19 protein-coding genes and 1 tRNA gene are annotated in these 23,487 nt (G+C 72.4%); 10 read left to right on the forward strand and 10 right to left on the reverse strand.

Annotation, left to right across the window (positions count from 1 at the left end; genetic code table 11):
• Positions 1-7 precede the first annotated feature (7 nt).
• The 4 genes from CW362_RS23155 to CW362_RS23170 all read right to left on the reverse strand — a co-directional run bounded on the left by CW362_RS23155 (position 8) and on the right by CW362_RS23170 (position 6,715).
• A complete protein-coding gene (locus CW362_RS23155; RefSeq protein WP_103551440.1) occupies positions 8-3,883 on the reverse strand; it encodes a Pls/PosA family non-ribosomal peptide synthetase in 3,876 nt (1,291 codons plus the stop codon).
• Between the two features lie 362 nt (positions 3,884-4,245).
• A complete protein-coding gene (locus tag CW362_RS23160) occupies positions 4,246-5,253 on the reverse strand; it encodes a polysaccharide deacetylase family protein (protein WP_103551441.1) in 1,008 nt (335 codons plus the stop codon).
• A gap of 33 nt (positions 5,254-5,286) precedes the next feature.
• Positions 5,287-6,309 carry a glycoside hydrolase family 11 protein gene (locus CW362_RS23165; protein ID WP_376454264.1) on the reverse strand — a complete coding sequence of 341 codons (1,023 nt, stop codon included), beginning with the start codon at positions 6,307-6,309 and terminating at the stop codon, positions 5,287-5,289.
• A gap of 318 nt (positions 6,310-6,627) precedes the next feature.
• A tRNA-Leu gene (locus CW362_RS23170) sits at positions 6,628-6,715 on the reverse strand.
• Positions 6,716-6,903: 188 nt separating this feature from the next.
• Between CW362_RS23170 and CW362_RS23175 the strand changes: the two genes are divergently transcribed.
• The 3 genes from CW362_RS23175 to CW362_RS23185 all read left to right on the forward strand — a co-directional run bounded on the left by CW362_RS23175 (position 6,904) and on the right by CW362_RS23185 (position 9,785).
• Positions 6,904-8,229 carry a M20/M25/M40 family metallo-hydrolase gene (locus CW362_RS23175; RefSeq protein WP_103551442.1) on the forward strand — a complete coding sequence of 442 codons (1,326 nt, stop codon included), beginning with the start codon at positions 6,904-6,906 and terminating at the stop codon, positions 8,227-8,229.
• A gap of 230 nt (positions 8,230-8,459) precedes the next feature.
• Positions 8,460-8,693, forward strand: a complete 234-nt coding sequence (chpH, locus tag CW362_RS23180) for a chaplin ChpH (RefSeq protein WP_103551443.1) — start codon at positions 8,460-8,462, stop codon at positions 8,691-8,693.
• A gap of 192 nt (positions 8,694-8,885) precedes the next feature.
• Positions 8,886-9,785, forward strand: a complete 900-nt coding sequence (locus CW362_RS23185) for a chaplin (RefSeq protein ID WP_103551444.1) — start codon at positions 8,886-8,888, stop codon at positions 9,783-9,785.
• 193 nt (positions 9,786-9,978) lie between these two features.
• On the opposite strand, the gene CW362_RS23190 is transcribed toward CW362_RS23185, so the two are convergent.
• Positions 9,979-10,167, reverse strand: a complete 189-nt coding sequence (locus tag CW362_RS23190; RefSeq protein WP_081223519.1) for a DUF5703 family protein — start codon at positions 10,165-10,167, stop codon at positions 9,979-9,981.
• A 47-nt stretch (positions 10,168-10,214) separates the two neighbouring features.
• Between CW362_RS23190 and CW362_RS23195 the strand changes: the two genes are divergently transcribed.
• Complete coding sequence (locus CW362_RS23195; protein ID WP_103551445.1) at positions 10,215-10,913, forward strand: hypothetical protein; 699 nt, start codon at positions 10,215-10,217, stop codon at positions 10,911-10,913.
• Between the two features lie 262 nt (positions 10,914-11,175).
• On the opposite strand, the gene CW362_RS23200 is transcribed toward CW362_RS23195, so the two are convergent.
• Both CW362_RS23200 and CW362_RS23205 read right to left on the reverse strand, forming a co-directional pair.
• Positions 11,176-13,446, reverse strand: a complete 2,271-nt coding sequence (locus CW362_RS23200; RefSeq protein ID WP_103551446.1) for a helix-hairpin-helix domain-containing protein — start codon at positions 13,444-13,446, stop codon at positions 11,176-11,178.
• Entirely contained in the window at positions 13,443-14,426 is a 984-nt protein-coding gene (locus tag CW362_RS23205; protein ID WP_103551447.1) for an aldo/keto reductase, read from the reverse strand. The genes CW362_RS23200 and CW362_RS23205 overlap by 4 nt, the downstream gene beginning before the upstream one ends.
• Positions 14,427-14,648: 222 nt before the next feature.
• On the opposite strand from CW362_RS23205, the gene CW362_RS23210 reads away from it, so the two are divergent.
• Both CW362_RS23210 and CW362_RS23215 read left to right on the forward strand, forming a co-directional pair.
• Positions 14,649-15,704 carry an LLM class F420-dependent oxidoreductase gene (locus CW362_RS23210; RefSeq protein WP_103551448.1) on the forward strand — a complete coding sequence of 352 codons (1,056 nt, stop codon included), beginning with the start codon at positions 14,649-14,651 and terminating at the stop codon, positions 15,702-15,704.
• 228 nt (positions 15,705-15,932) lie between these two features.
• A complete protein-coding gene (locus tag CW362_RS23215) occupies positions 15,933-16,721 on the forward strand; it encodes a hypothetical protein (protein ID WP_103551449.1) in 789 nt (262 codons plus the stop codon).
• A gap of 11 nt (positions 16,722-16,732) precedes the next feature.
• Here CW362_RS23215 and corA read toward each other — a convergent pair whose 3' ends face one another.
• Positions 16,733-17,731 (reverse strand): magnesium/cobalt transporter CorA, encoded by a 999-nt coding sequence (corA, locus tag CW362_RS23220; RefSeq protein ID WP_103551450.1) that lies wholly within the window; start codon positions 17,729-17,731, stop codon positions 16,733-16,735.
• A 98-nt stretch (positions 17,732-17,829) separates the two neighbouring features.
• Between corA and CW362_RS23225 the strand changes: the two genes are divergently transcribed.
• The 4 genes from CW362_RS23225 (at position 17,830) to mshC (ending at position 21,356) form a co-directional block, all read left to right on the forward strand.
• Positions 17,830-18,516 (forward strand): histidine phosphatase family protein, encoded by a 687-nt coding sequence (locus CW362_RS23225; protein ID WP_103551451.1) that lies wholly within the window; start codon positions 17,830-17,832, stop codon positions 18,514-18,516.
• A 117-nt stretch (positions 18,517-18,633) separates the two neighbouring features.
• Complete coding sequence (locus CW362_RS23230) at positions 18,634-19,224, forward strand: DUF3090 domain-containing protein (protein WP_103551452.1); 591 nt, start codon at positions 18,634-18,636, stop codon at positions 19,222-19,224.
• Complete coding sequence (locus CW362_RS23235; protein ID WP_206301027.1) at positions 19,188-20,015, forward strand: SCO1664 family protein; 828 nt, start codon at positions 19,188-19,190, stop codon at positions 20,013-20,015. The genes CW362_RS23230 and CW362_RS23235 overlap by 37 nt, the downstream gene beginning before the upstream one ends.
• Positions 20,016-20,126: 111 nt before the next feature.
• The gene (gene mshC, locus CW362_RS23240; RefSeq protein WP_103551454.1) at positions 20,127-21,356 is read left to right on the forward strand and encodes a cysteine--1-D-myo-inosityl 2-amino-2-deoxy-alpha-D-glucopyranoside ligase; all 1,230 of its coding nucleotides are present in this window, start codon (positions 20,127-20,129) and stop codon (positions 21,354-21,356) included.
• A gap of 82 nt (positions 21,357-21,438) precedes the next feature.
• Here the strand turns inward: mshC and CW362_RS23245 are convergent, their stop codons facing one another.
• Both CW362_RS23245 and CW362_RS23250 read right to left on the reverse strand, forming a co-directional pair.
• Positions 21,439-22,068, reverse strand: a complete 630-nt coding sequence (locus CW362_RS23245) for a hypothetical protein (RefSeq protein WP_103551455.1) — start codon at positions 22,066-22,068, stop codon at positions 21,439-21,441.
• 62 nt (positions 22,069-22,130) lie between these two features.
• A partial coding sequence (locus CW362_RS23250) for a S8 family peptidase (RefSeq protein WP_103551456.1) occupies positions 22,131-23,487 on the reverse strand: 1,357 nt, incomplete at its 5' end.

Below are 23,487 nucleotides of genomic sequence, written 5' to 3' on the forward strand. Positions count from 1 at the left end.
AATTCTGCTACGAACGCCAGGCCTCGATCGGGTTGCCCAGCCAGCGGGTGTCGTCGGGAACGGACTCCGCCGCCATCACCAGCGACGCGGGACCCAGGGTGGAACGGGCCCCGACGGTGCTGCCGGGCAGGACGATTCCGCCCGGACCCAGAGTGGCGCCCTCACGGAGGACCACAGTATCCGTCCGCAAGATCCGGTCGTGGAAGAGGTGGGTCTGCAGGACACAGCCCCGGTTCACCGTGGCCGCGTCCCCCAGCGTCACCAGATCCGACTCCGGCAGCCAGTAGCTCTCCACCCACGCACCCCTGCCGATCCGGGCGCCGAGCCCCCGCAGCCACGCCGTCATCAGCGGCGTACCGGGCACGGATCCCGCCAGCCACGGCACGGCCACGACCTCCACGAAGGTGTCCGCCAGCTCGTTGCGCCACACGAAACCGCTCCACAGCGGATGCTCGCCGGAACGGTGCCGGCCCACCAGCAGCCACTTCGCCACGACGGAGACCAGACACCCGAGCACACCCGCGGCGAGCAGCACCGTGCCCGAGAACACCCACGCCCACGGCCCCAGCGCGCACAGCGCGGCGACCGTCAGCACGGCCAGCGCCGCCGAGCAGAACACCGGAACCAGCCGGCACAGCTCCACCAGCCCCCGCGCCCACAGCAGCCGGGCCGGCGGTTCGTACGTACGGCTCCGGTCGCCGCCCTGCGCCGCGCGCGGCAGCCGCACCGGCGGCAGCCCCAGGTACGAACTGCCCTTCTTCGCCTTCTTCGGCGTCGCCGACAGCACACCGACCAGACCGCCGTCCGGCACACTGCGGCCCGGAGCCGTCATCCCCGAATTGCCGAGGAAGGCCCGCCGCCCGATCTCCGCCCGCCCGATGCGCATCCAGCCGCCACCGAGCTCGTACGGCGCCGTCAGCGTGTCGTCGGCGAGGAACGCGCCGTCGCCGACCGTCGTCAGACTCGGCAGCGCGAGCACGGTCGACACCTCGGCGCCCCGGCCGACCCGCATGCCGAGCAGCCGCAGCCACACCGGTGTGATCAGCCCCGCGTACAGCGGGAACAGCGTCTCCCGGGAGCGGTCCATCAGCTGGGTGACCGTCCACGCCTGCCAGCCGATCCGGCTGTGCGTCGGGTGCGTGCCCTCGCGCAGCCCGAGGCTCAGCAGCCGTACGGCGACCAGGAGCAGCAGCGCGTACGCCAGGCCGAACGCGAGCGTCGCCGGAACCAGGGCGAGCGCCGCCCCGCGCAGCGCCTCGCCGAGACCGGCGTCCGCGCCCACGAACACCCGGGCCACGAACAGCGCCGCGACGGCGGCCGGCACCGGCAGCACGCTCAGCCCGAACCCGGTCGCGCCGTACATCACCCGCCAGTACGTGCCCCGCTGCGGCCGGTCCCCCGGCCACGCCCGCTTCGCCTTGCCGAGCTTGACCGCCGGCGCCCCGGCCCAGCGCTGCCCGGTCGGGATCTGCCCCGTCACGGCGGAACCCGGCGCCACCTCGGCACGCTTGCCCACCCGGGACCCGGGGAAGAGGACGCTGCGCGTGCCGACCACGGCACCGGCGCCCACCTTCACCGCGCCGATCTCCAGCCGGTCGCCGTCCAGCCAGTACCCCGACAGGTCCACCTCGGACTCGACGGCGGCACCCCGGCCCATCTTGAGCAGGCCGGTCACCGGCGGCAGCGAGTGCAGGTCCACGTCCTGGCCGATCCGGGCGCCCAGGGCCCGCGCGTACCGCTCCAGCCAGGACCCGGTCAGCGAGGTCGCCCCGCTGAAGGCGGCGAGCCGCTCGGCCGTCCACAGCCGCAGATGGACGCTCCCGCCGCGCGGGTACCGGCCGGCCCTCACCCCGCGCAGCAACAGCCGCGCACCGCCCGCCGCGACGGCGAGCCGCCCCGGCGGGCTGTAGAGGACGAGCGCGCCGGCGCCCACCAGCCACCACGAGGCGCCCGGCGCCCACGGGTACGGGCCGAACCGGTGCAGCACGTTGCCGAGCGCGGCCAGCGCCACCGTCCAGCGCAGCCCGAGCAGCGCGAACAGCGGGACCAGCACGAGCAGCTGGACCAGCTTGGCGCGCAGCGGGACCGGCGCGACGACCCGCTCCGCGCCGTCGTCCTGGCCGGAGCGCTCCAGATGGCGGGCCAGCTTGCGCAGCACGGGCTGCTGGTAGATGTCGAGCACGGCGACGCTCGGGTAGCGGGTGCGCAGCCGCGTGGTCAGCTGGGCGGCTCCGAGACTGGAGCCGCCGATCGCGAAGAAGTCGTCGCCGGCGCTCCTGACGGGGACGCCGAGGACCTCGGCCCACTGCTCGGCGAGCCAGGCCTCCGTGCCGTACAGCTCCTCCTTCGCCCCGCCGCTCTCCAGGCCCTCCAGCGGCCAGGGCAGCGCGTCGCGGTCGACCTTGCCCGACGTCCGGGTCGGCAGGTCCTCGACCGGCGCGATCAGCGGAACCAGCGCGGCCGGCAGTTCGGCCCGCAGTTTCTCGACCGCCACAGCCTGGTCCCAGCCGTCCTGGGTGACCACATAGCCGACGAGCAGCTGATTGCCGCCGCGCGCGGTCCGCACGGCCGCCGCGGCGCCCGCGACCCCGGGCAGCGCCTGGAGCGCCGCGTCCACCTCGCCCAGCTCGATCCGGCGCCCGCCGAGCTTGATCTGCTCGTCGGCCCGCCCGAGGAAGACCAGCCCCTCGGGCTCGGCCTTCACCAGGTCACCGCTGCGGTACGCCCGCTCCCAGCCCAGTGACGTGAGCGGCGCGTACTTCTCGGCGTCCTTCTCCGCGTCCAGGTACCGGGCGAGCCCGACGCCGCCGATCACCAGCTGGCCGCTGCCGCCCATACGGACCGGCTCGCCCGCCTCGTCGACGACCGCGAGCTCCCAGCCGTTCAGCGGCAGCCCGATCCGGATGGGCTCCTCGCCGGTCAGCAGCGCGGCGCAGGCCACCACGGTCGCCTCGGTGGGCCCGTACGTGTTCCACACCTCCCGGCCCTCGGTCACCAGGCGCTGGGTCAGCTCGGGCGGGCAGGCCTCGCCGCCGAAGATCAGCAGCCGGACCTCGTTCAGGGTCTCCGGCTCCCACAGCGCGGCGAGCGTGGGTACGGTCGAGACGACGGTGATCTCCTGCTCGACCAGCCAGGGGCCGAGATCGGCGCCGCTGCGCACCTGGGAGCGCGGCACGGGCACCAGACAGGCCCCGTACCGCCAGGCCAGCCACATCTCCTCGCAGGAGGCGTCGAAGGCGACGGACAGACCCGCCATGACCCGGTCACCGGGGCCGATCGGCTCCTCGGTCAGGAACAGGCCCGCCTCCGCGTCCACGAAGGCGGCGGCGCTGCGGTGGCTCACGGCCACACCCTTGGGCCTGCCGGTGGAACCCGAGGTGAAGATGATCCACGCGTCGTGCTCGACGCCCGGCCGTCCGGCCGGGACCCCGGAGCGGCCGGTGACGGTCACCTCGTGCCCGGCGCCGACGACCGCGCGCACCCCGGCCTCGCCGAAGACCAGCTCGGCCCGTTCGTCCGGGTCCTCGGCGTCCACCGGCACGTAGGCGGCCCCGGCCGCGAGGACGCCGAGGATCGCCACGTACAGCTCGTTCGTGCCGGACGGCACCCGTACGCCGACCCGGTCGCCGAGACCGACCCCGGCCTCCGCGAGCCGTGACCGCATCGCGCCCACCTCGGCCGCCAGGGCCCGGTAGGTGAGGGCGCGCCGGCCGTCGTCGAGGGCGGGCTCGTCGGGGTACGCCCGTACGGAGGCGTCGAGGATGTCGACGAGCGTGCGCGGCGAGGCGGCGGAGGCGGCGGAGAAGCGGGCCTGGTCACCGAACTCCGCACGCACCTCGTCGTCGGACAACGCGAGTGCGGGGCTTTGCTGGAGGGCTGCCATCGGGTCCTCACGTGTTGTTCCCGGATGCTCCGGGGAGCCGGTGGGCCCGCAGGTACGCCTGGGGATATTCCGGTCCAGCTCCGAACAAGCCTGGAATTTTAGTACGACGCTAGCTTCGGACCTGGGGATCAGCGATGCGAGGCCCCTCCGAGCGAGGTGTCCGGCCCCTTGCCCCGGCGCTGTGACATGGGGCTACGTCAGCGTGACGAGATCTGTTTCACATCTTTGCGTGACGTCGCGAACACGGTGAGCGAAAGTCCTGGGCTGATGGCGGGGCCCTCGTCGTACCGGGCGGGTGAGGGCGGCGCGGCGGCTCGTGGCCGCCGCGCCGGGAGCGCTGTTCCTCGGTGCGGCGCGGTGGGTCAGCCCGCGGCGCAGGAGACCGTCGGCCACGTCCAGGTGCCGTTGGTCCGAACGGTGACGCCGAAGGTGTTGCCGCTGCCGTCGGGCTTGGCCGTCAGGACCTGCGCGGAGGGGTAGGCGGCCATGGTGTTCCAGGTGGCGATGATCTTCTCCGGGGACGGCACGTTCATCGTCACGGTCCAGTTGCTCGACCCGGTGACCGTGACGTTCAGGTTGTACCGGTCGCTCCACTGCTGTCCCGCGGACAGCGTCGCGGTGCACCCGCCACCGCCACCGCCGCCACCGCCCGTGCCGCCGTCGGGGGCCACGGCGCGGCCGGTCCCCGGGGAGATCATCCCGGCGCACAGGCCGCGGGCGGCCAGGCCCTGCGCGATGCGCGGGATCGCGGCGATCGTGTTGGCCGGCCAGTCGTGCATGAGGATGACCTGCCCGTTGGTGAGCCGGCCCGCCGCCTGCACGATCGCGTCGGTGCTCGCGCCGTTCCAGTCCTGCGAGTCGACGTCCCAGATGATCTCGGTCAGGCCGTACTTGGCCTCGACCGACTTCACCGTCGCGTCGGTCTCCCCGTACGGGGGACGGAACAGCTTCGGCGTCCCGCCCCCGGCGGCGGCGACGGCCTGCTGGGTCCGGGAGATCTCCGAGTCGATCTGCGCCTGGCTCTGCTGGACGAGATGCGGGTGGGTGTAGCTGTGGTTGCCCACCCACATTCCGGCGTCGACCTGGGCCCGTACCTGTGCGGGGTTGGAGGCCGCGTACTGGCCCTCGTTGAACATCGTGGCCCGCAGGCCGTTCTGCCGGAGGGCGGCGAGCAGGCTCGACGTGCTGCTCGACGGTCCGTCGTCGAAGGTGAGTCCGACGTACCCGGCGCAGGTCGCGGCGTGCGCCGCTCCGGTGCCGAGGGCGAGTGGCCCGGCGACCGCCGTCGCCGCGACGGCCAGTCCCGTGACCAGCGAGCGTAACGAGCGCCGCGGTCCGGAACGCGTGCGAAGTCTCGTGCGGAATCTCATGAGGTGGTCCTTCGGCCGTGTGGGGGGCGGGGGTCAGCTCGCGTTGCAGGAGACCGTGGGCCAGGTCCAGTTGCCGTTGGGCTGGATCGTGACGCCGAAGGTGTTGCCGCTGCCGTTGGGCTTGGCCGTCAGGACCTGCGCGCTGGGGTAACCGGCGCTGATGTTCCAGGTCGAGAGGATCTTCGCCGGGGACGGCACGTTCATCGTCACGGTCCAGTTGCTCGATCCGGTGACCGCGACGTTGAGGTTGTAGCGGTCGTTCCACTGCTGTCCCGCGGACAGGGCCGCCGAGCACCCGCCGGATCCTCCGCCGCCCCCGGAACCGCCGCCCGATCCCGCGTCACCCACGGTGATGTTGGAGTTCCCGCTGCTCTGGTAACCCTCGGTGGCGAGGATCATGTAGTAGTTGAAGCTGCCCAGGTTCATCCCGGCGCGGGCCCAGGCGTCGAAGTGGTTGCCGGTGGTGATGGTCCCGCCGGTGCGCTTCGACTGCCGGACGCTCCAGTACTGGTCGAAGGTGCGGGTTCCTTCGACGGAGGGCGCGTTGGTCCGCGTCGTCTTGTAGATGTCGTACGTGCCGCCGTCGGTGGTGACGGTGCCCTTGTACGTTCCCGTGGGCCGGTAGGTGCCCCAGTTGTCGACGATGTAGTACTCGACGAGCGGGTTGGACGTCCATCCGTAGAGCGCCAGGTAGGCGTTGCCGGACGGGTTGAAGGTGCCCGAGTAGGTCACGCTCCTGCGTCCCCCGTTGCTCCAGCCCTTGCCGGCGACGAAGTTCCCGGTGTTGCTCCAGGAGGTGCCGTAGTTGCCGCCGGAGCCCAGGTTCATGGACACCGTTCCGGCGCTGTCGGTCCAGAACGAGTAGTAGTACCCGTTGTTGGTGCCGGTCTGGTTCGAGGTGACGACCGTGTCGGCCTCGGCGGTCCCGGGCAGGGTCATCGCGGCCACGGCGACCAGCAGCATGGTGCAGACACCGCTGATGAGCAGCCTGAGGTGACGGAAGGTCCCCGGGCGAAGGCCGCGGCGGCCCGGCGGATGTGCGGATGCGTCGGTCATGTGCGTCTTTCCTCCTCGTTCTCGTGAGGCGGAGCGCGGGTGAAATCGCGAACAGTTTTGAACTGGGCCTGTCAACTGTCAATAGTTTCGACGTCTGATCCGAAACATTCGCGCAAACGATGAGGAGGGGTGGTTGCGTTTTGCCTGTTCAGATAGGTCGAATGGCCTGTCGCCGGAAGGGGTGATCGCTCACCGGGGTGTCGTCGAGATTTTCGAGAGGTCAATCCATCGAAAGATTTCGAGAATTTTCCCGATCGTGGACCCTCTCGTCCGCGAACCCGGAAACGCAAAAGACCCCACGTGAAGTGGGGTCTCAGCTGGTGTCCGAGGGGGGACTTGAACCCCCACGCCCGATAAAGGGCACTAGCACCTCAAGCTAGCGCGTCTGCCATTCCGCCACCCGGACAAGGTGTCTGTCGTGCGGGGTTTCCCTCGCGGCGACAGGTGAAACATTACCAGGCTTTCGAGGGGTCTCCGATCACCCCCGCCGCGGCGTGAAGTGTGTGTGGCGGGGCCGGGGCCGCCCTTGGGCAGGAGGACGGGTCGGAGAGAGGATGAGGGAGACCACCAGCGGCGACAGCGGGAGGAAGCGGCGTGAGCGAGAGCGGCACGACCAGGAACGTCACGGGCGAGGACGAGGTCGTGGACCTCTGCCGTGACCTGATCCGGATCGACACCAGCAACTACGGGGACCACTCGGGCCCGGGCGAGCGCGAGGCCGCGGAGTACGTCGCAGAGAAGCTCGCCGAGGTCGGACTGGAACCGCGGATCTTCGAGTCGCACAAGGGGCGCGCCTCCACGGTGGCCCGCATCGAGGGCGAGGACCCCTCGCGGCCGGCGCTGCTCATCCACGGCCACACCGATGTCGTACCGGCCAACGCGGCGGACTGGACCCACCACCCCTTCTCCGGCGAGATCGCCGACGGGATGGTCTGGGGCCGCGGCGCGGTCGACATGAAGGACATGGACGCCATGACCCTGGCGGTCGTACGGGAGCGGATGCGCACCGGCCGCAAGCCCCCGCGCGACATCGTCCTCGCCTTCCTCGCGGACGAGGAGGCGGGCGGGACGTTCGGCGCCCGGCACCTGGTCGACAACCACCCCGACCTCTTCGAGGGCGTCACCGAGGCGATCGGCGAGGTCGGCGGGTTCTCCTTCACGGTCAACGAGAAGCTGCGGCTGTACCTCGTCGAGACCGCGCAGAAGGGCATGCACTGGATGAAGCTGACCGTGGACGGCACCGCCGGGCACGGTTCGATGATCCACAAGGACAACGCGATCACCGAGCTGTCGGAGGCCGTCGGACGGCTCGGCCGGCACAAGTTCCCGGTGCGGGTGACGAAGACGCTGCGGCACTTCCTCGACGAGCTCGGCGACGCCCTGGGCACCGAGCTCGACCCGGAGAACATGGACGAGACGCTCGCCAAGCTCGGCGGCATCGCCAAGCTCATCGGCGCCTCCCTGCAGAACACCGCCAACCCGACCCAGCTGGGCGCCGGCTACAAGGTCAACGTCATTCCGGGGCAGGCCACCGCCCACGTCGACGGCCGCTACCTGCCGGGCTACGAGGAGGAGTTCCTCGCCGACCTCGACCGGATCCTCGGCCCCCGGGTCAAGCGCGAGGACGTGCACGCGGACAAGGCCCTGGAGACCGGCTTCGACGGCGCCCTCGTCGACGCCATGCAGACCGCTCTCTCGGCGGAGGACCCGATCGCGCGCGCGGTGCCCTACATGCTCTCGGCCGGCACCGACGCCAAGTCCTTCGCCGACCTCGGTATCCGCTGCTTCGGCTTCGCTCCGCTGAAGCTGCCCCCGGAGCTGGACTTCGCGGGCATGTTCCACGGGGTCGACGAGCGGGTGCCGGTGGACGCGCTCCAGTTCGGCGTTCGCGTACTGGACCGGTTCATCGACGCGTCGTGACGTGCCGACGGCGGCCGTCCCCGGCACGGCCTCGACGGGCCGTGCCGCCGTCCCGCCGTGCCGCCGTCCCGCCGACGGGTGCGGGGTGTTGACGCCCGCATTCGCCCGCGCGTGCGGGGATCGCCCGGGACGGGTGAATGCGACCATAAGCCCATAGCTCTAGTACTCCGTCCTCGTTACAGGTGTTGCGATCCGCTGCTTTGGACCGCATTTGCCTACGAGGAGGAACAATGATCAAGAAGATCGTCGCCGCCGCGGCCGCCACGGGTGGTCTGGTTCTCGCGGGTGCGGGTCTGGCCGTCGCCGACTCGGGCGCCCAGGGTGCCGCCGTGGGTTCCCCGGGCGTCGCCTCCGGCAACGTCGTTCAGGTGCCCGTCCACGTTCCCGTGAACGTCTGCGGCAACACGATCTCCGTGATCGGGCTGCTGAACCCCGCTTTCGGCAACGCCTGCCTCAACCACTGACGCCGCGCCCCGTCCCATGAGGGGGACCCCGGGGGTCACCTCATGAGGATCACTTCGTGAAGGTCCGAGTCCGTCGGCCCCGGAGCGCGCGCCATGCGCTCCGGGGCCGACCGGCTTTCCCCGCGCACGTCCCGCGGCGTGCGCGTGTTCTCGATGGTCCACGTCCCAAGGACTGAAGGCAGGATTTCAGCTATGCGACAGGTCACCCGCAAAGGCTTGATGACCGTGGCGGCGGCCGGTGGTGTGCTCGCGGTCACCGGCGTCTCCGCACACGCCGACTCGGGCGCGATCGGCTCCACGTCGGACTCTCCCGGCGTGCTGTCGGGCAACACGGTGCAGGCGCCGGTGCACGTGCCGGTCAACGTCTGCGGAAACACCGTGAACGTGGTCGGGCTGCTCAACCCGGCGTCGGGCAACACCTGCGTCGACCACGGCGGCCGGGGCGGTTCGTCCGGCGGCCGGGACGGCCACGGCGGCCACACCGGCCGAGGGGCCCGGTCGGGCGGCGGCTCGCACGCCGACGGCGGCGCCACCCACTCGCCGGGTGTGGGATCCGGGAACCACGTACAGGTGCCGGTCGACGTCCCGGTGAACGTCTGCGGCAACAGCGTGGACGTCGTGGGGATCGGCAACGCGGCGGCGGGCGACGACTGTGCGAACGGCGGGTCCACCGGCGGTCACGAGACCCGTCACCCGGGCCATCCCGGTCACCCGGGTCACCCCGGTCATCACGGTCACTGTGAGCACCCCGGTCACCCGGGCCAGCCGGGAACTCCCGGACAGCCTGGTCAGCCCGGAACCCCCGGAACCCCTGGTCACCCGGGCACCCCCGGAACCCCTGGTCACCCCGGCACCCCCCGAACCCCTGGTCACCCCGGCACGTCCACCTCGGGCGGGGGTGAGCACCGCGGTGGGACCGTGCAGGTCGGCCGGCCCGGCCCGGGGGCCGTCGTGCGGACACCGGCCACGGACTCCGCCGCCCAACTGGCCCACACGGGCAGTGAGCTGCCGGTCGGAGCGGCCGTGTCGGCGGGAGCCGCCGCGCTGCTGGCCGGCGCCGTGCTCTACCGCCGGGCGCGCTCCGCGGCGTGACGCGGCGACAGCGTGATGATCGTATCGAGATGATGATCGCATCGAGGGGCGAGGCGTGGACGTGGACAGATGCGCGCAGGTGTGATCGCCGCGCGGCACGGCTGCGACCGAGGCGCCACGGCCTTTCCCCGTGACGTGATGAGCGACGGTGGGGTCCCGCGACGGCGGGACCCCACCGTTCAGCGGTCTTCTGTCACCACGTGGCGCGTACCTGGCGGATGATCCGTCGGCGCAGCCGCACTCTGCGGCTGCCGTCACGGAGCAGGCTCAGGCGGTCCAACTCCCAGTGTCCGTACTCGGCATGGTCCGTCAGCAGACGTGTCGTCTCCTTGCGGGAGACCCCGCGAGGTACGTACACGTCGACAAATTCGTATTCCGGCATCGCATCTATTGTGCGGGCAGAGGCCCGGTACGGATAGCGTCTGCACTATGTCTGATGCTGTGCAGCCCACCGCTGCCGAGGTACGCGCCGCCGCAGAGGCTGTCAAAGCCGCACTCGACCGCCACCTGGCGGCGGTCGAGCGCAGGACGGGCGACGACGACCCGGACGTCTACGAGGCTTTCAACGAGCTCGCCGCGGCGGCCGAGGAGTACGACGAACTCCTCTACGACCGCTATGACGAGGTCACGCCCTTCGAGATCCCCGGCGGTGACGACACGCTGCCTCCTTACACCGGGCCCGAGGAGCCGAACGCCCTGAGCGTGGTGATCCGCCGGGACTACGCGGTGGTGGAGCCGCAGCGACTGCTGGCGCAGGCCCAGCGGGTGGAGGCGGTGGAGGAGGACGGCGCCACCGCCTCCGAGGGCTTCGACGCGGCGGCCGGCACCGTTCACGGCGCGCTCGGGATCCTCTTCGGGGAGTTCGAGCCGGACGAGATCGCCACCCGGCACAAGGAGTTCGGACTGGAGGAGGGCGACTCCACGCTCTGGGTGACCGCGGCGGACGAACCCGCCGAGCCGGGCGAATGGCTGGAGACGCCCTTCGAGTCGATCGACCCGCAGCGTGTCGTCTGCCGCTTCGACGTCAGCGCGGTGTTCGACGAGGAGTCGGACGACGACGATCTGGACGACGACCTCGGCCCCGACGGGGAGACCGACTCCCCGGGCCCGCTGGACGCGGATCGCTGAGACCGCCCGGCACGGAGCGGCTTGCACGGGTGGCGGTCACCGGGATCCGGTGACCGCCACCCGCGTGTTCCCGCCCCGGGGCGCACGGTCCGGCGACCGTACGACGGTGACCGTTCTGTCCGGCGATCACAGGGCTTCGGAGTCCGCACGGCCCGGCGACCCCCGGGCTTCGGAGTCCGCACGGCCCGGCGACCGCACGGTCCCGTGAACGCCAGGGCCGGGCGGCCGCGCGGGCCTGGCGTTCACAAGAACGCGGTGCCGATCAGTCCGCCGTCGGAGTCTGCGCCTTCAGCAGAGCCTGTAGACGCGTCGTGCGCGGCTTCTGCGGGACCTCCGCCACCGCGCGCGGCAGCGCCTGCTCCACCCCGTGCACGACGGACAGATGACGCTCGGCCCGCCCGAAGGCCGTGTAGACCCACGGCCGGGTCAGGGCCGCCGCGGCGTCGCCCGGGAGCACCACGACCACGGCGGGCCAGCGCAGCCCCACCGCCTGGTGGGCGGTGAGCGCCCAGCCGTGCCGCACGGTCCGCTCCACCTGCTCCCTCGGTACGACGACGGGGGTGCCCGAACAGTCCAGGTGCAGCCCCTCGGTATCGGCCCTCACCACACGGCCCGGCAGCGCCCGGCCCGGCGCGGGGGAGTGGACGATCCGGTCGCCCGGGTCGAAGCCGCCGAAACGGCCCGGACCGGGGTTCAGCCGCTCCTTGAGCGCGGTGTTCAGGGCGCGGGTGCCCACCGCGCCGCCGTGCCCCGGGGTGATGACCTGCGTCTGCTCGGCCGGGACGCCGATCGCGCGCGGCACCGAGTCCGCGACGAGCTGGACCGTCCGGTGGACCGCCTCGCCCGCGTCGCGCACCGGGACGATCACGACCTCCTTGCCGGGCGCCTCGACCTGGCCCAGCTCGCCGATGCCGATCCCGGAGACCAGCTCGCCGATGGGCCCGGGGTCGGGGGTCCGCGAGGCCACCTGCGGGCAGACGCGGGCGGCGAGCAGGTCCGCGAAGACCCGGCCGGGACCCGCCGACCACAGCACACCGGGATCACCGCTCAGCACGAGCCGCGCCCCGTCCGGCAGCGACTCGGCGAGCATCGCCGCCGTCTCGACGTCGAGCTGCGGCGCGTCGAGGACGACCAGGACGTCCAGGTCCAGGGCGCCGTCCGCGTCCCGGGCCGGCCCTTCGGCGCCGGAGAGCAGTCCGGCGACGGTGGCCGCACCGGTCGCCGTACCGGTCGCGGAGCCGTCCGCCGGCTCCTGCCGGGCCAGCCGGTCCGCGAAGCCGTCCCGTCCGCCGGAGGTGTGCGCGGCGGCCCAGCCGCGCAGGCCGAGCGCGCGTGCCGCGTGCAGCAGCGCCGCCGCCTCGGACCGCGAGGCCTCGCCGCCGGTGTGCAGCACCAGGCCGTGAGTGGCGGCCGTGCGGATCAGCTCCCCGGCCGAGCGGGGCGCCGAGGCCGCTTCCCGTTCCCAGTCGGCGGCCGAACCGTCCTCCTTCGGCACCGAGTTCATCAGCCGGGCGAGTCCGTCGGCGAGGCTCTCCTCGGCCAGCGCGTACCGCTCCAGGCCGATCAGGATCCGCACCGGACGCTCCTGCGGCTCCTCCGCGTCGTCCTGGGACGCGGGGGCCGGGGGAGCGGCGGCCGGGGCGTCCTGGAAGACCAGGGCCTCGCCCTCCGCGAGAGCGCTCTGCACGGCCGCGTCCGGGTCCGGCACCGAACGCTGGGAGAGCGCCGCGGTGAGGGCCGGGGCGTCCAGCGCGGTGTGCCCGGCGACGGCCGCCTGCTCCAGCAGCCACACGGTCAGCGCCGTGCCACGGCGTTCGTCGTCCGGGCCGCACTCCGCGCCGAGCAGCGCCCGGGCGAACCCGTCGGCCTGCTCGGGCCGCACCCCGGGCACCCGGAGCAGTTGCCAGGGGTCCTCCCGCAGCCGGTCGCCGGCGCCCTCGCCCAGGACCGCGACGACCGGTGCCGCGAGCGCTTCGGGAGCACCGGCCCCGGTCAGCACGGCACGGACGGCGGCGACGGCCTCCGGCGCGGCGGCCTGTGCCGGTGCGGCCGGCGCCGTGACCGGCCGCGGTTGCCGTACGGGCTCCGGCGCGGTCCCGCGGGGCGCGGGCTCCGGCTCGCGGAAGGCGGCGGCGACGGGCTTCTCGCCGCTCTCCACGGCCCGCACCGCCGCGAGCAGGTCCGCTGCCGTGCCGCTGAGCTTGCCCCCGGCCTCGATCGGGGCCTGCTTCTCCGCCTTCCGGCGCTCGATCCGCTCCCGCTCCACGCGCTGGGCCGCCAGCTCGGCGGCGGCCTCGGACAACTGGGCGGCGCCCTCGGCGGACCCGGTCCCCTCCGTGCCCGTACCACCGTCCGTGCCGGAGCTCTCGGAGCCCTCCCCGGAAACGTCCCCTTCCCCGGAGACGTCGCCCTCGCCGGAGGGACCGTCCACCCGGTCCACGCCCTCGCCCGCCGGCTCAGGGGCGACGGCGGCCGCGTCCGCGCCCGGCGTCCCCGGCTCCGCGTCCTGAGTGGTCTCGGGCTCCGTGCTCACAGCGTGCTCCAGTCGTGATCGGGATAGTGGTGCACCGGGGCCGACACGTCGTCGAGCGCCCGGCAGATCTCGTCAGGAAGACTAAGGGTCTCCACTGACAGAGCGGCCGTGAGCTGCTGCGCGTTGCGCGCGCCGACGATGGGGGCGACCACCCCGGGCCGGTCGCGGACCCAGGCGAGCGCCACCTGGAGCGCGGACACGGCGAGGCCGTCCGCCGCGGTCGTCACCGCCTCGACGACACCGCTCGCCGTGTCGTCGAGGTACGGCGCCACGAAGGGCGCGAGGTGCTCCGAGCCGCCACGGGAGTCGGCCGGGGTCCCGCCCCGGTACTTGCCGGTGAGCACACCGCGTCCGAGCGGCGAGGAGGGCAGCAGTCCGACGCCCAGGTCGAGGGCGGCCGGCAGCACCTCCCGCTCGATGCCGCGCTGCAACAGGGAGTACTCCATCTGCGTACTGGCCAGCCGGGTGCGTATGCCGGGCGCCGCGAGCTGCCAGGTGGCGGCCTTGGCGAGCTGCCAGCCGCAGAAGTTGGACACGCCCGCGTAGCGCGCGCGGCCGCTGCTGACGGCCAGGTCGAGGGCCTGGAGGGTCTCGTCGAGAGGAGTGTCGGGGTCGTAGGCGTGCACGTGCCACACGTCCACGTAGTCGGTGCCCAGGCGGGCGAGCGAGGCGTCCAGGGCCGACAGCAGATGACCGCGCGAACCGTCGAAGCGGCGGTCCGGGTCGCGCACGCTCCCCGCCTTCGTCGAGATGACCAGGTCCTGGCGCGGAACGAGTCCCTCCAGCAGCCGCCCGAGGAGGTACTCGGCCTCCCCGTCGCCGTACACGTCCGCCGTGTCGACGAGGTTCCCGCCCGCTTCCCAGAACGTCTTCAAGAGGTCCGCGGCGTCATGCTCGTCGGTGTCCCGGCCCCATGTGAGGGTGCCGAGTCCGATCCGGGAAACACGCAGGCCGGTACGGCCGAGATGCCTCTGCTCCATGGACGCCGAGATTACTGTCCGGCACCGGCGGTGTGGGGACCTGTGGACGACGGAAATCCCGGTGGGACCGCACGTGACGCCGGGCGCGGAGGGCCGGGGCGGCCCGCGCGGCGGAGCGCCGTACCCGTACCGGCGAGGAGAACGTGCCGCTCCCCGCCCGGGGCGCCCGCACGCTAGGGTCTCGGGCACAAGGGACGTTACTGATCGGTAAGGGGATCGGCCATGCAGCTCGGCATCAATCTCGGCTACTGGGGCGCCGGAATGGACGCGGACAACCTCGCCGTCGCCCAGGAGGCCGACCGGCTCGGATACGCCGTCTGCTGGGCCGCCGAGGCCTACGGCTCCGACGCGGCCACCGTGCTCAGCTGGGTCGCCGCCCAGACCGAGCGCATCGACGTCGGTTCGGCCATCTTCCAGATCCCGGCCCGCCAGCCGGCGATGACCGCGATGACCGCCGCGACGCTGGACTCGCTGTCGGGGGGCCGCTTCCGCCTCGGCCTCGGCGTCTCCGGACCGCAGGTGTCCGAGGGCTGGTACGGCGTCAAGTTCGACAGGCCGCTGGCCCGCACCCGCGAGTACGTGGAGATCGTCCGCAAGGCCATGACGCGCGAGCGGCTGTCCTACGAGGGCGAGCACTGGACCCTGCCGCTGCCGGGCGGTCCGGGCAAGCCGCTCAAGCTGACCGTGCACCCCGAGCGCGAGCACATCCCGCTGTACATCGCCGCGATCGGCCCGAAGAACCTGGAGCAGACCGGCGAGATCGCGGACGGCGCGCTGCTCATCTTCCCCTCGGCCGAGCACCTCGAGGACACCGCGGTCCGGCACCTGCGCGCGGGCCGCGAGAAGGCGGGGAAGACGATGGAGGGCTTCGACGTCTGCCCGACCCTTCCGCTCGCCGTCGGCGCCGACAAGGACGTCCCCGCGCTCGCCGACATGTTCCGCCCGTACACCGCGCTGTACGTCGGCGGCATGGGCAGCTTCAAGCAGAACTTCTACAACCAGCTCGCCCGGCGCATGGGCTACGAGAAGGAAGCCGCCGAGATCCAGGAGAAGTACCTGGCCGGCGACAAGGAGGGCGCGGCCGCCGCGATCCCGCACAGCCTGATCGACCAGACGACCCTGCTCGGTTCCGTGGACCGCATCGCCGACCGCATGAAGGCGTACGCCGCGGCCGGCGTCACCACGCTCACGCTGGCCCCCGCGGGCTTCACCCTGGAGGACCGGATCGCCTCGCTGCGGGCCGGCACCGACGCCCTGGAGCGGGCCGGACTCGCGTAACCCGGCCGGAGGAGCAGCTCGGAAAGTTCTGCGGCCGTGGTGGGGGCTCGGGGGTCTTCCCCGCCACGGCCGTCACGAGGAACAACGCGCAGCGGAGCCCTTGGTTACGCGCCCGGACCCGCCGCGCCGTCCGTCGTTCGGCGGATTTGTCGGACACATCGGGTTGCCTGGTGGCAAGCAACCCATTTGACTCGTTTTCTGCACAACTCTGCAGAGAGGGTGTCAAAGATGTTGTCCGCCAAGAGCCTGTTCCAGGAAATCCTCGACAACGACGAGTCGTACCGCCTCTTCTGCTCCATCGCCGCCAGCGGGGAGTCGCAGGGCGGCTGGGAGAACGCCCGGATCGCCGCACTGGTCCCGGCGGACGAACGCGCCCTCGCCCCCAAGATCGCCCGGCACGGCGCCGACGAGGACAAGCACGGCCGGATCTTCAACGCCCTCCTGAGGAGGCGCGGCCTCGAACCCGTCGAGGTGCCGCCCGACACCGACTACACGATGCTCCTGGAACGGCACGGCATCGGCCTGGCGCACGACAAGCTCAAGGACGACCAGCCGCTCACCGTCCAGGACATCGTCACCTACCTGGCCCACAGCAGGGTCACCGAACAGCGCGCCTCCGAGCAGATGGACCTGCTGCGCAGGCACTTCGCCGGCCACCCCGACATCGGCCGCGCGGTGCGGATGATCTCGGCCGACGAGGACAACCACCTCGCCTACTGCCACGAGGAACTGCTGCGCTTCGCCCACGCCGGCCACGGCCGCGCCATCCAGCGCGCCCTGCGCGAGTGCGCGCTCGCCGAGATCCGCATCTACCGGGACGTCAGCCTCGCCGTGATGGCCCGCATGGGCCGCGTCCTCGGCTGGTCCCGCGCCAAGGCCGCCGTCCTCGCCGCGGGCATCCACGCCGTGTACGCCTACGAGCGGGCCGCGGGCTGGCACCGGATGGTCACCCTGAAGATGCCCGAGCGGCGCGGCGCCCTGAACGGCCCCGCCACCACGGCACCGGAATTCGCCTGAACCGCGCGGACCTACAGCCAGCCCCGGCGCTTGAAGAGCCGGAACAGCAGGATCTCCAGGGCGGCCATCAGGACGATCACCGCCGGATACCCCCACCGCCAGTGCAGCTCCGGAATGTGATCGAAGTTCATGCCGTAGATCCCCGCGATCATCGTGGGGACCGCCGCCATCGCCGCCCACGCCGAGATCTTCCGCATGTCGTCGTTCTGTCGCACGCTCATCTGCGCCAGGTGCGCCGAGAGGATGTCGGACACGAGCCGGTCCAGGGCCTCCACGGACTCGTTGACCCTCAGCAGGTGGTCGTTGACGTCACGGAAGAACGGCTGCGCCTCGTCGTCCACGAACGGCACGTCCGCCGTCCTCAGGCCCGAGCCCGAGAGCCGGGCCAGCGGTACCGCCAGCGGCACCGTCGCCCTGCGGAACTCCTGGACCTGCCGCTTGAACGCGTAGATCCGCGACGCGGTGTTCCGCGAGCCGCCGAGATGCGGCGAGAAGACCTCCGCCTCCAACTCCTCCAGGTCGGTGCCGAGCTCGGTCGACACGTCCAGGTAGTGGTCCACCGTGGCGTCCGCGATCGAGTGGAGCACCGCCGTCGGCCCGTGCCGCAGCGTCTCGGGATCCGACTCCAGCCGCTGCCGGACCCCCGCCAGGGGCGACTCCTCGCCGTGCCGCACGGTCACCACGAACGAGTCGCCCACGAAGACCATGACCTCGCCGGAGGTGACCGTGTCGCTCCGCGGCTCGTACGACACCGGCTTGAGGACCACGAAGAGCGAGTCCTCGTACACCTCCAGCTTGGGCCGCTGATGGGCCTTGAGGGCGTCCTCGACCGCCAGCGGATGGAGCCCGAACTCCTCCGTGACCAGGTCGAACTCCTTCTCCGTCGGCTCGTACAGGCCGATCCACACGAAGGCGTGGCCCCCGGCCCGGCACCGCGCCAGGGCCTCGGAGAGGTCGTCGGCTCCTCCGGCCCGGCGCCCGTCGCGGTAGATGGCGCAGTCGACGATCACAGTGCGCGTCCTCCCGTCGTCATGACCTTGGTGTACCCCGTGGGCCGCTTTCCACAGGGCCCGCCGCCTTCCGGGGCCGTCCGTCTACGCTGGGCCGCATGCCCACGCTGATCCTCGTCCGGCACGGACGCTCCACCGCCAACACCGCGGGACTGCTCGCCGGCTGGACGCCGGGCGTCGCGCTCGACGAGCGCGGTACGCAGCAGGCCGCGGCCCTGCCCGGCCGGCTCGCCGGGCTGCCGATCGCCGAGGTCGTCACCAGCCCCCTCCAGCGCTGCCAGGAGACCGTCCAGCCACTGCTGGAGGCCCGTCCCGAGGTCCCCGCGCACACCGAGGAACGGATAGGGGAGGCCCACTACGGAGACTGGTCGGGCCGCAAGCTCTCCGAACTCAAGGACGAGCCGCTGATGGACGTCGTCCAGGCGCATCCGTCCGCGGCCGCGTTCCCGGGCGGCGAATCGATGCGGGCCATGCAGACCCGCGCCGCCGAGGCGGTGCGCGAGTGGAACGCGCGCGTGGAGCGCGACCACGGCGGGGACGCGGTCTACCTCATGTGTTCGCACGGCGACATCATCAAGTCGCTCGTCGCCGACGCACTCGGACTTCATCTCGACCTCTTTCAGCGGATCTCCGTCGAACCGTGTTCCATCACCGCGATCCGTTACACCCGGCTGAGGCCGTTTCTCGTGCGTCTCGGGGACACCGGCGACCTCGCCTCCCTGGCCCCGCGCGAGGAACCCCCGGGCGGCGACGCTCCGGTCGGGGGTGGTGCGGGCGCACCGTGATCGTCGGCCGCAGTAGGGTGAAGCGGTCGAACCAGCACAGCAGTTGTCAACCCGTTCTCAGCCGATGCGGACCGGCGCGGTCAGCCGGCCCCCATGCCGATTCAATGGAGACAGGACGTGTCCCGTCAGGTGTTCCTCTACGACCCCCCGGACCGTTTCGTGGCCGGTACGGTCGGGTTGCCCGGACGCCGTACCTTCTTCCTACAGGCATCCTCCGGCCCCCGGGTGACGAGTGTGGCTCTGGAGAAGACCCAGGTCGCCGCACTCGCCGAGCGGATGGACGAACTCCTCGACGAGGTCGTCCGGCGCACCGGGGGCAGCGCCCCGGTCCCGGCGATGGCCTCGACCGAGGTGTCCGACACCGCGCCCCTCGACACACCCGTGGAGGAGGAGTTCCGGGTCGGCACCATGGCGCTGGCCTGGGACGGTGAGGAACAGCGCATGATCGTCGAGGCGCAGGCCCTCGTGGAGGTCGAGGCGGAGTCCGACGAGGACCTCGCCGAGGCCGAGGAGCGGCTGCTCCAGGACGAGGAGAACGGCCCGCCGATGCTCCGCGTCCGGCTCACCGGCGCGCAGGCCAGAGCCTTCGCCAAGCGCGCGCTCGACGTCGTCAACGCCGGCCGGCCCCCCTGCCCGCTGTGCAGCCTCCCGCTCGACCCGGAAGGACACGTATGTCCGCGCCAGAACGGATACCGTCGCGGAGCGTGACGGCCGCCGAACTGCTCGCCCGGGGCGAGCTGAAGGTACGCGGACGGATCCGCGAGGCCTCGAACGCGGTGCTGTACTGCTCCGTGTCCTACGAGGGCCGCGAGGCCCACTGCGTCTACAAGCCCGTCGCCGGGGAGCGGCCGCTGTGGGACTTCCCCGACGGCACGCTCGCCCAGCGCGAGGTCGCGGCGTACGAGGTCTCCGAGGCGACCGGCTGGGGGCTCGTGCCCACCACCGTGCTGCGTGACGGTCCGTACGGCGAGGGCATGTGCCAGATGTGGATCGAGCCGTCGGCCGCCGAGGACGGGGACGGGCTGCTCGCGCTCGTGGAGGGCGAGGAGCCCGCCGAGGGCTGGAAGGCCATCGGTTTCGCCGAGGTCGGCGAGGGCGAGACGGCCCTGCTCGTGCACGCCGACGACACCCGGCTGCGCCGCCTCGCCGTCCTCGACGCCGTGATCAACAACGCCGACCGCAAGGGCGGCCACCTGCTGCCCGCGCAGGAGGGCCGTCTCTACGGCATCGACCACGGGGTCACCTTCAACGCCGAGAACAAGCTGCGCACCCTGCTGTGGGGCTGGGCGGGGGAGCCGCTCACGGACGAGGCACTACGGGTCCTGGCCTCCCTGCGCGACGCCCTGGCGCCCGGCGCACCGCTGGCCACCCGCTTGGCCGAACTCGTCACCGCCGTCGAGATCGAGGCCACCCGCGCGCGGGTCGAGGCGATGCTCGCCTCCGGGAAGCACCCGGAACCGAGCGGGGACTGGCCCGCGATCCCCTGGCCCCCGGTGTAGCGCGGCGCGCGTCCGCGCCGCGCGGGACGGCCCGTAGCACAACGGGGTCCTTCCGGACGTCAGATGCCGCCCGGTTCGTATGCGGAAGTCCCGTCCGGTTAGGCTCATGACATGTATGCCTGGCCCGCTTCTGAGGTCCCCGCCCTGCCTGGTGAGGGCCGCGACCTCCGGATCCACGACACCGCGACCGGTGGGCTCGTCACCCTCGACCCCGGTCCCGTCGCCCGTATCTACGTCTGCGGCATCACGCCGTACGACGCCACCCACATGGGACACGCGGCGACCTACAACGCGTTCGACCTCGTGCAGCGCGTGTGGCTCGACACCAAGCGGCAGGTTCACTACGTCCAGAACGTGACGGACGTCGACGACCCGCTGCTGGAGCGGGCCGAGCGCGACGGCGTCGACTGGGTGGGACTCGCCGAGAAGGAGACCGCCCTCTTCCGCGAGGACATGACGGCCCTGCGGATGCTGCCGCCGCGCCACTACATAGGCGCCGTCGAGGCGATACCCGGCATCGTGCCGCTCGTCGAACGGCTGCGGGACGCCGGAGCCGCCTACGAACTCGAAGGCGACGTCTACTTCTCCGTCGAGGCCGACCCCGCCTTCGGCAAGGTGTCCAACCTGGACGCCGCGGCGATGCGCCTGCTCTCCGCCGAGCGCGGCGGCGACCCGGACCGGCCCGGCAAGAAGAACCCCCTCGACCCGATGCTGTGGATGGCCGCCCGCGACGGCGAGCCGAGCTGGGACGGCGGCTCGCTGGGCCGCGGCCGGCCCGGCTGGCACATCGAGTGCGTCGCCATCGCCCTCGACCATCTGGGCATGGGCTTCGACGTCCAGGGCGGCGGTTCCGACCTCGCCTTCCCGCACCACGAGATGGGCGCCTCGCACGCCCAGGTGCTGACCGGCGAGTTCCCGATGGCCAAGGCGTACGTCCACGCCGGCATGGTCGCGCTGCACGGCGAGAAGATGTCGAAGTCCAAGGGCAACCTCGTCTTCGTGTCCCGGCTGCGGCGTGACGGGGTCGACCCCGCCGCCATCCGGCTGGCGCTGCTCGCGCACCACTACCGGTCCGACTGGGAGTGGACGGACACCGTCCTCGAGGAGGCCGTCGCGCGCCTGGACGACTGGCGGGCCGCGGTCTCCCGGCCCGACGGGCCGCCGGCCGACGCGCTCGTCGAGGAGATCCGCGCCGCGCTCGCCGACGACCTCGACGCACCGGCCGCGCTCGCCGCGGTCGACCGCTGGGCCGCGCTCCAGCACGAGAAGGGCGGCACGGACGAGAGCGCCCCCGGCATCGTCTCGCGGGCCGTCGACGCCCTCATGGGCGTGGCGCTGTAACCGGTCGCCGTACGCGGTCGGGCGCCGGGCGGAGTGATCCGCCCGGCGCCCTGCACGTGGAGCCGTCCGCCGCGCGCCGGTTCTACTGCCGGTTCACGATCACGGCCTGGACGGAGCCGGTGCCCGAGTCGTAGATCCCGATGACCTGCTGCCCGAAGGCGAAGGCCTCCTGGACCCCGTCATGGGTGACCTGGTTGGGGTTCACCAACTGGCGCCAGCCGTTGTCGATGAACAGGTAGAGGATCGACGGCTGCCCCGGCAGCGGGGTGACGACGTCCCAGAACCTCGTGGCGACGCCGCTCACGAGCGCCGCGCGTTCGACGGCGCTCGGCAGCACGAGCGGCTGTCCCGGCGCTTGCGCCTGCTGGCCGCCGAGCTGCTGGAGAAGGTGCTGGAAGGGCTGCTGCTGGCCGAGTTGCTGGAGCTGCTGCTGCAGGTGCGGCGGAATGTGCTGCTGCGGGATCTGCTGGCCCATGCCCTGCTGCCCCATGCCCTGCTGGAGGGGCTGCTGCATCTGCTGACCGATGACCTGCGGCCCGTACGGCTGCTGTGCCTGCGGGCCGAACGGCTGCTGCTGGAACATGCCCTGCTGCGGCCCGGACTGCTGCGCCCCGAACTGCTGCGGGGGCGCCGTGCCGGGGCCCTGCTGCCCCTGGTACTGGCTCTGCTGTCCCTGCTGTCCCTGCTGGCTCATCTGCGGGGTCGTGCTCATGCGCGGTGCCACCTTCCATCCATGGTTGGTTGCGTTCCGTCTCGGTCCGGTGGGACGCGTCCTCAGCCCGTGACGACCAGGCCGACGATCTCCTCGTCCGCGAACCAGACCCGTACGTCGGGCCGTCCTCCCGCGAAGGCGGAGTGCACCGCCCGGCGGATCTCGGGGGACGGGTCGTCGAGGCTGCGCCAGGCACCGGACACGTACAGCCGGAGCCTCGGCGGGAGTTCGCGCGGATACGGCAGCAGCTCGTCCCAGTACCGTTCGGCCTGGCCCGAGCCGACCGCCTCCGGCAGCAGACGGGCCACCGCCGCCTTGATGTCGGGCCGGCTGCCGATCCGCTGGGAGGCGGGCCGGCCCGGCGCGTCCTGCTGCGGGGAACCGGTGGCCCGCAGCAGGACGCGCGCACGCTCCGGGGACATCGGCGCCTGGCCCGCGGCCTTGAGCATGCCCTGGAGCGCGGCCAGGGCGCCGACCACCACCGGGGAGGCGGAAGAGGTCCCGGAGAACGTGTCCGTGTACCAGGCGATCTCCTCGGCCCCGCCCTGCAGATCGCCGGGCCGGTCCCAGAAGCCGCCGGTGGTCGTGACCTCGCGGCCCCAGCCCTGCGCGTCCACGCGCGCGCCGTGGTTGGAGAACGCGAGCCGTGAACGGTCCGGACCGTGGTCGCGGCCGTGCGTTCCGGGCGGCGGCGCGCCCGCGCCGACCAGGATCGCCCCCGAGGACGGGTTGGAGGGGTTGAACGGGTTGCGCCACCACTCGGGGAACTCCGCGGGCCGGCGTTCGTAGAGCGCGTCGTCGAGCGACTCGGCGCCGTTCCCGGCCGCGGCCACCACCAGAACGCCCCGGGCGGTCGCGTCCTGCACGGCGGCGAAGTCGTCGGGCCACCACTCCAGCGGGATGTAGCCCGCCTGGCTGTCGCGCTCCTCGAAGTCGAACCGGGGCCCCGGGGCGTGCAGTTCGACCAGGATGATGTCTCCCGGGCTCAGCCGCTCCGCCGCCGCGTGGATCGCCGCGGCCGTCCCGATGCCCTGGACGGACGCGGCCGCGGTCACGGCGTCCGGCACGATCCCGGTGATCCCGTGCCCGTCGCGGTCGCCGCCGATGACACCGATGACGGCGGTACCGTGGTTGCGCCAGGCGAGGTCCGTGTGCGGGGTGCCGACGACGACCCCGGCGAGCTTCGACGCCAGGTCCTCGTGCCCGAGCTGCCAGGCGCCCTCCACGTCGATCACGGTGACGCCCCGGCCCGAACCGCCCGGCCGCTGCCACGCCCAGTACGCGTCGACCCCCTCGGGCGCCGGGCGCAGATAGCCCTGCCTGCCGGTGAAGTCGGGGGTGACCGGCGCCCCTTCCTTCGTCCGCCTGCCGTCGTCGGTGCTCCGGCCGGTCCACGGCGCCGTCTCCCGCGACGCGGGA

The organism is Streptomyces populi (assembly GCF_002911015.1).
Lineage (GTDB): Bacteria > Actinomycetota > Actinomycetes > Streptomycetales > Streptomycetaceae > Streptomyces > Streptomyces populi.

Excerpts from the sequence above, each read along its gene's own strand:
- CW362_RS23155 (WP_103551440.1), bottom strand. The coding sequence starts at position 3,883 with ATGGCAGCCCTCCAGCAAAGCCCCGCACTCGCGTTGTCCGACGACGAG.
- CW362_RS23160 (WP_103551441.1), bottom strand. The coding sequence starts at position 5,253 with ATGAGATTCCGCACGAGACTTCGCACGCGTTCCGGACCGCGGCGCTCG.
- CW362_RS23165 (WP_376454264.1), bottom strand. The coding sequence starts at position 6,309 with ATGACCGACGCATCCGCACATCCGCCGGGCCGCCGCGGCCTTCGCCCG.
- chpH (WP_103551443.1), top strand. The coding sequence starts at position 8,460 with ATGATCAAGAAGATCGTCGCCGCCGCGGCCGCCACGGGTGGTCTGGTT.
- CW362_RS23185 (WP_103551444.1), top strand. The coding sequence starts at position 8,886 with ATGCGACAGGTCACCCGCAAAGGCTTGATGACCGTGGCGGCGGCCGGT.
- CW362_RS23190 (WP_081223519.1), bottom strand. The coding sequence starts at position 10,167 with ATGCCGGAATACGAATTTGTCGACGTGTACGTACCTCGCGGGGTCTCC.
- CW362_RS23195 (WP_103551445.1), top strand. The coding sequence starts at position 10,215 with ATGTCTGATGCTGTGCAGCCCACCGCTGCCGAGGTACGCGCCGCCGCA.
- CW362_RS23205 (WP_103551447.1), bottom strand. The coding sequence starts at position 14,426 with ATGGAGCAGAGGCATCTCGGCCGTACCGGCCTGCGTGTTTCCCGGATC.
- CW362_RS23210 (WP_103551448.1), top strand. The coding sequence starts at position 14,649 with ATGCAGCTCGGCATCAATCTCGGCTACTGGGGCGCCGGAATGGACGCG.
- CW362_RS23215 (WP_103551449.1), top strand. The coding sequence starts at position 15,933 with ATGTTGTCCGCCAAGAGCCTGTTCCAGGAAATCCTCGACAACGACGAG.
- CW362_RS23225 (WP_103551451.1), top strand. The coding sequence starts at position 17,830 with ATGCCCACGCTGATCCTCGTCCGGCACGGACGCTCCACCGCCAACACC.
- CW362_RS23235 (WP_206301027.1), top strand. The coding sequence starts at position 19,188 with ATGTCCGCGCCAGAACGGATACCGTCGCGGAGCGTGACGGCCGCCGAA.
- mshC (WP_103551454.1), top strand. The coding sequence starts at position 20,127 with ATGTATGCCTGGCCCGCTTCTGAGGTCCCCGCCCTGCCTGGTGAGGGC.
- CW362_RS23245 (WP_103551455.1), bottom strand. The coding sequence starts at position 22,068 with ATGAGCACGACCCCGCAGATGAGCCAGCAGGGACAGCAGGGACAGCAG.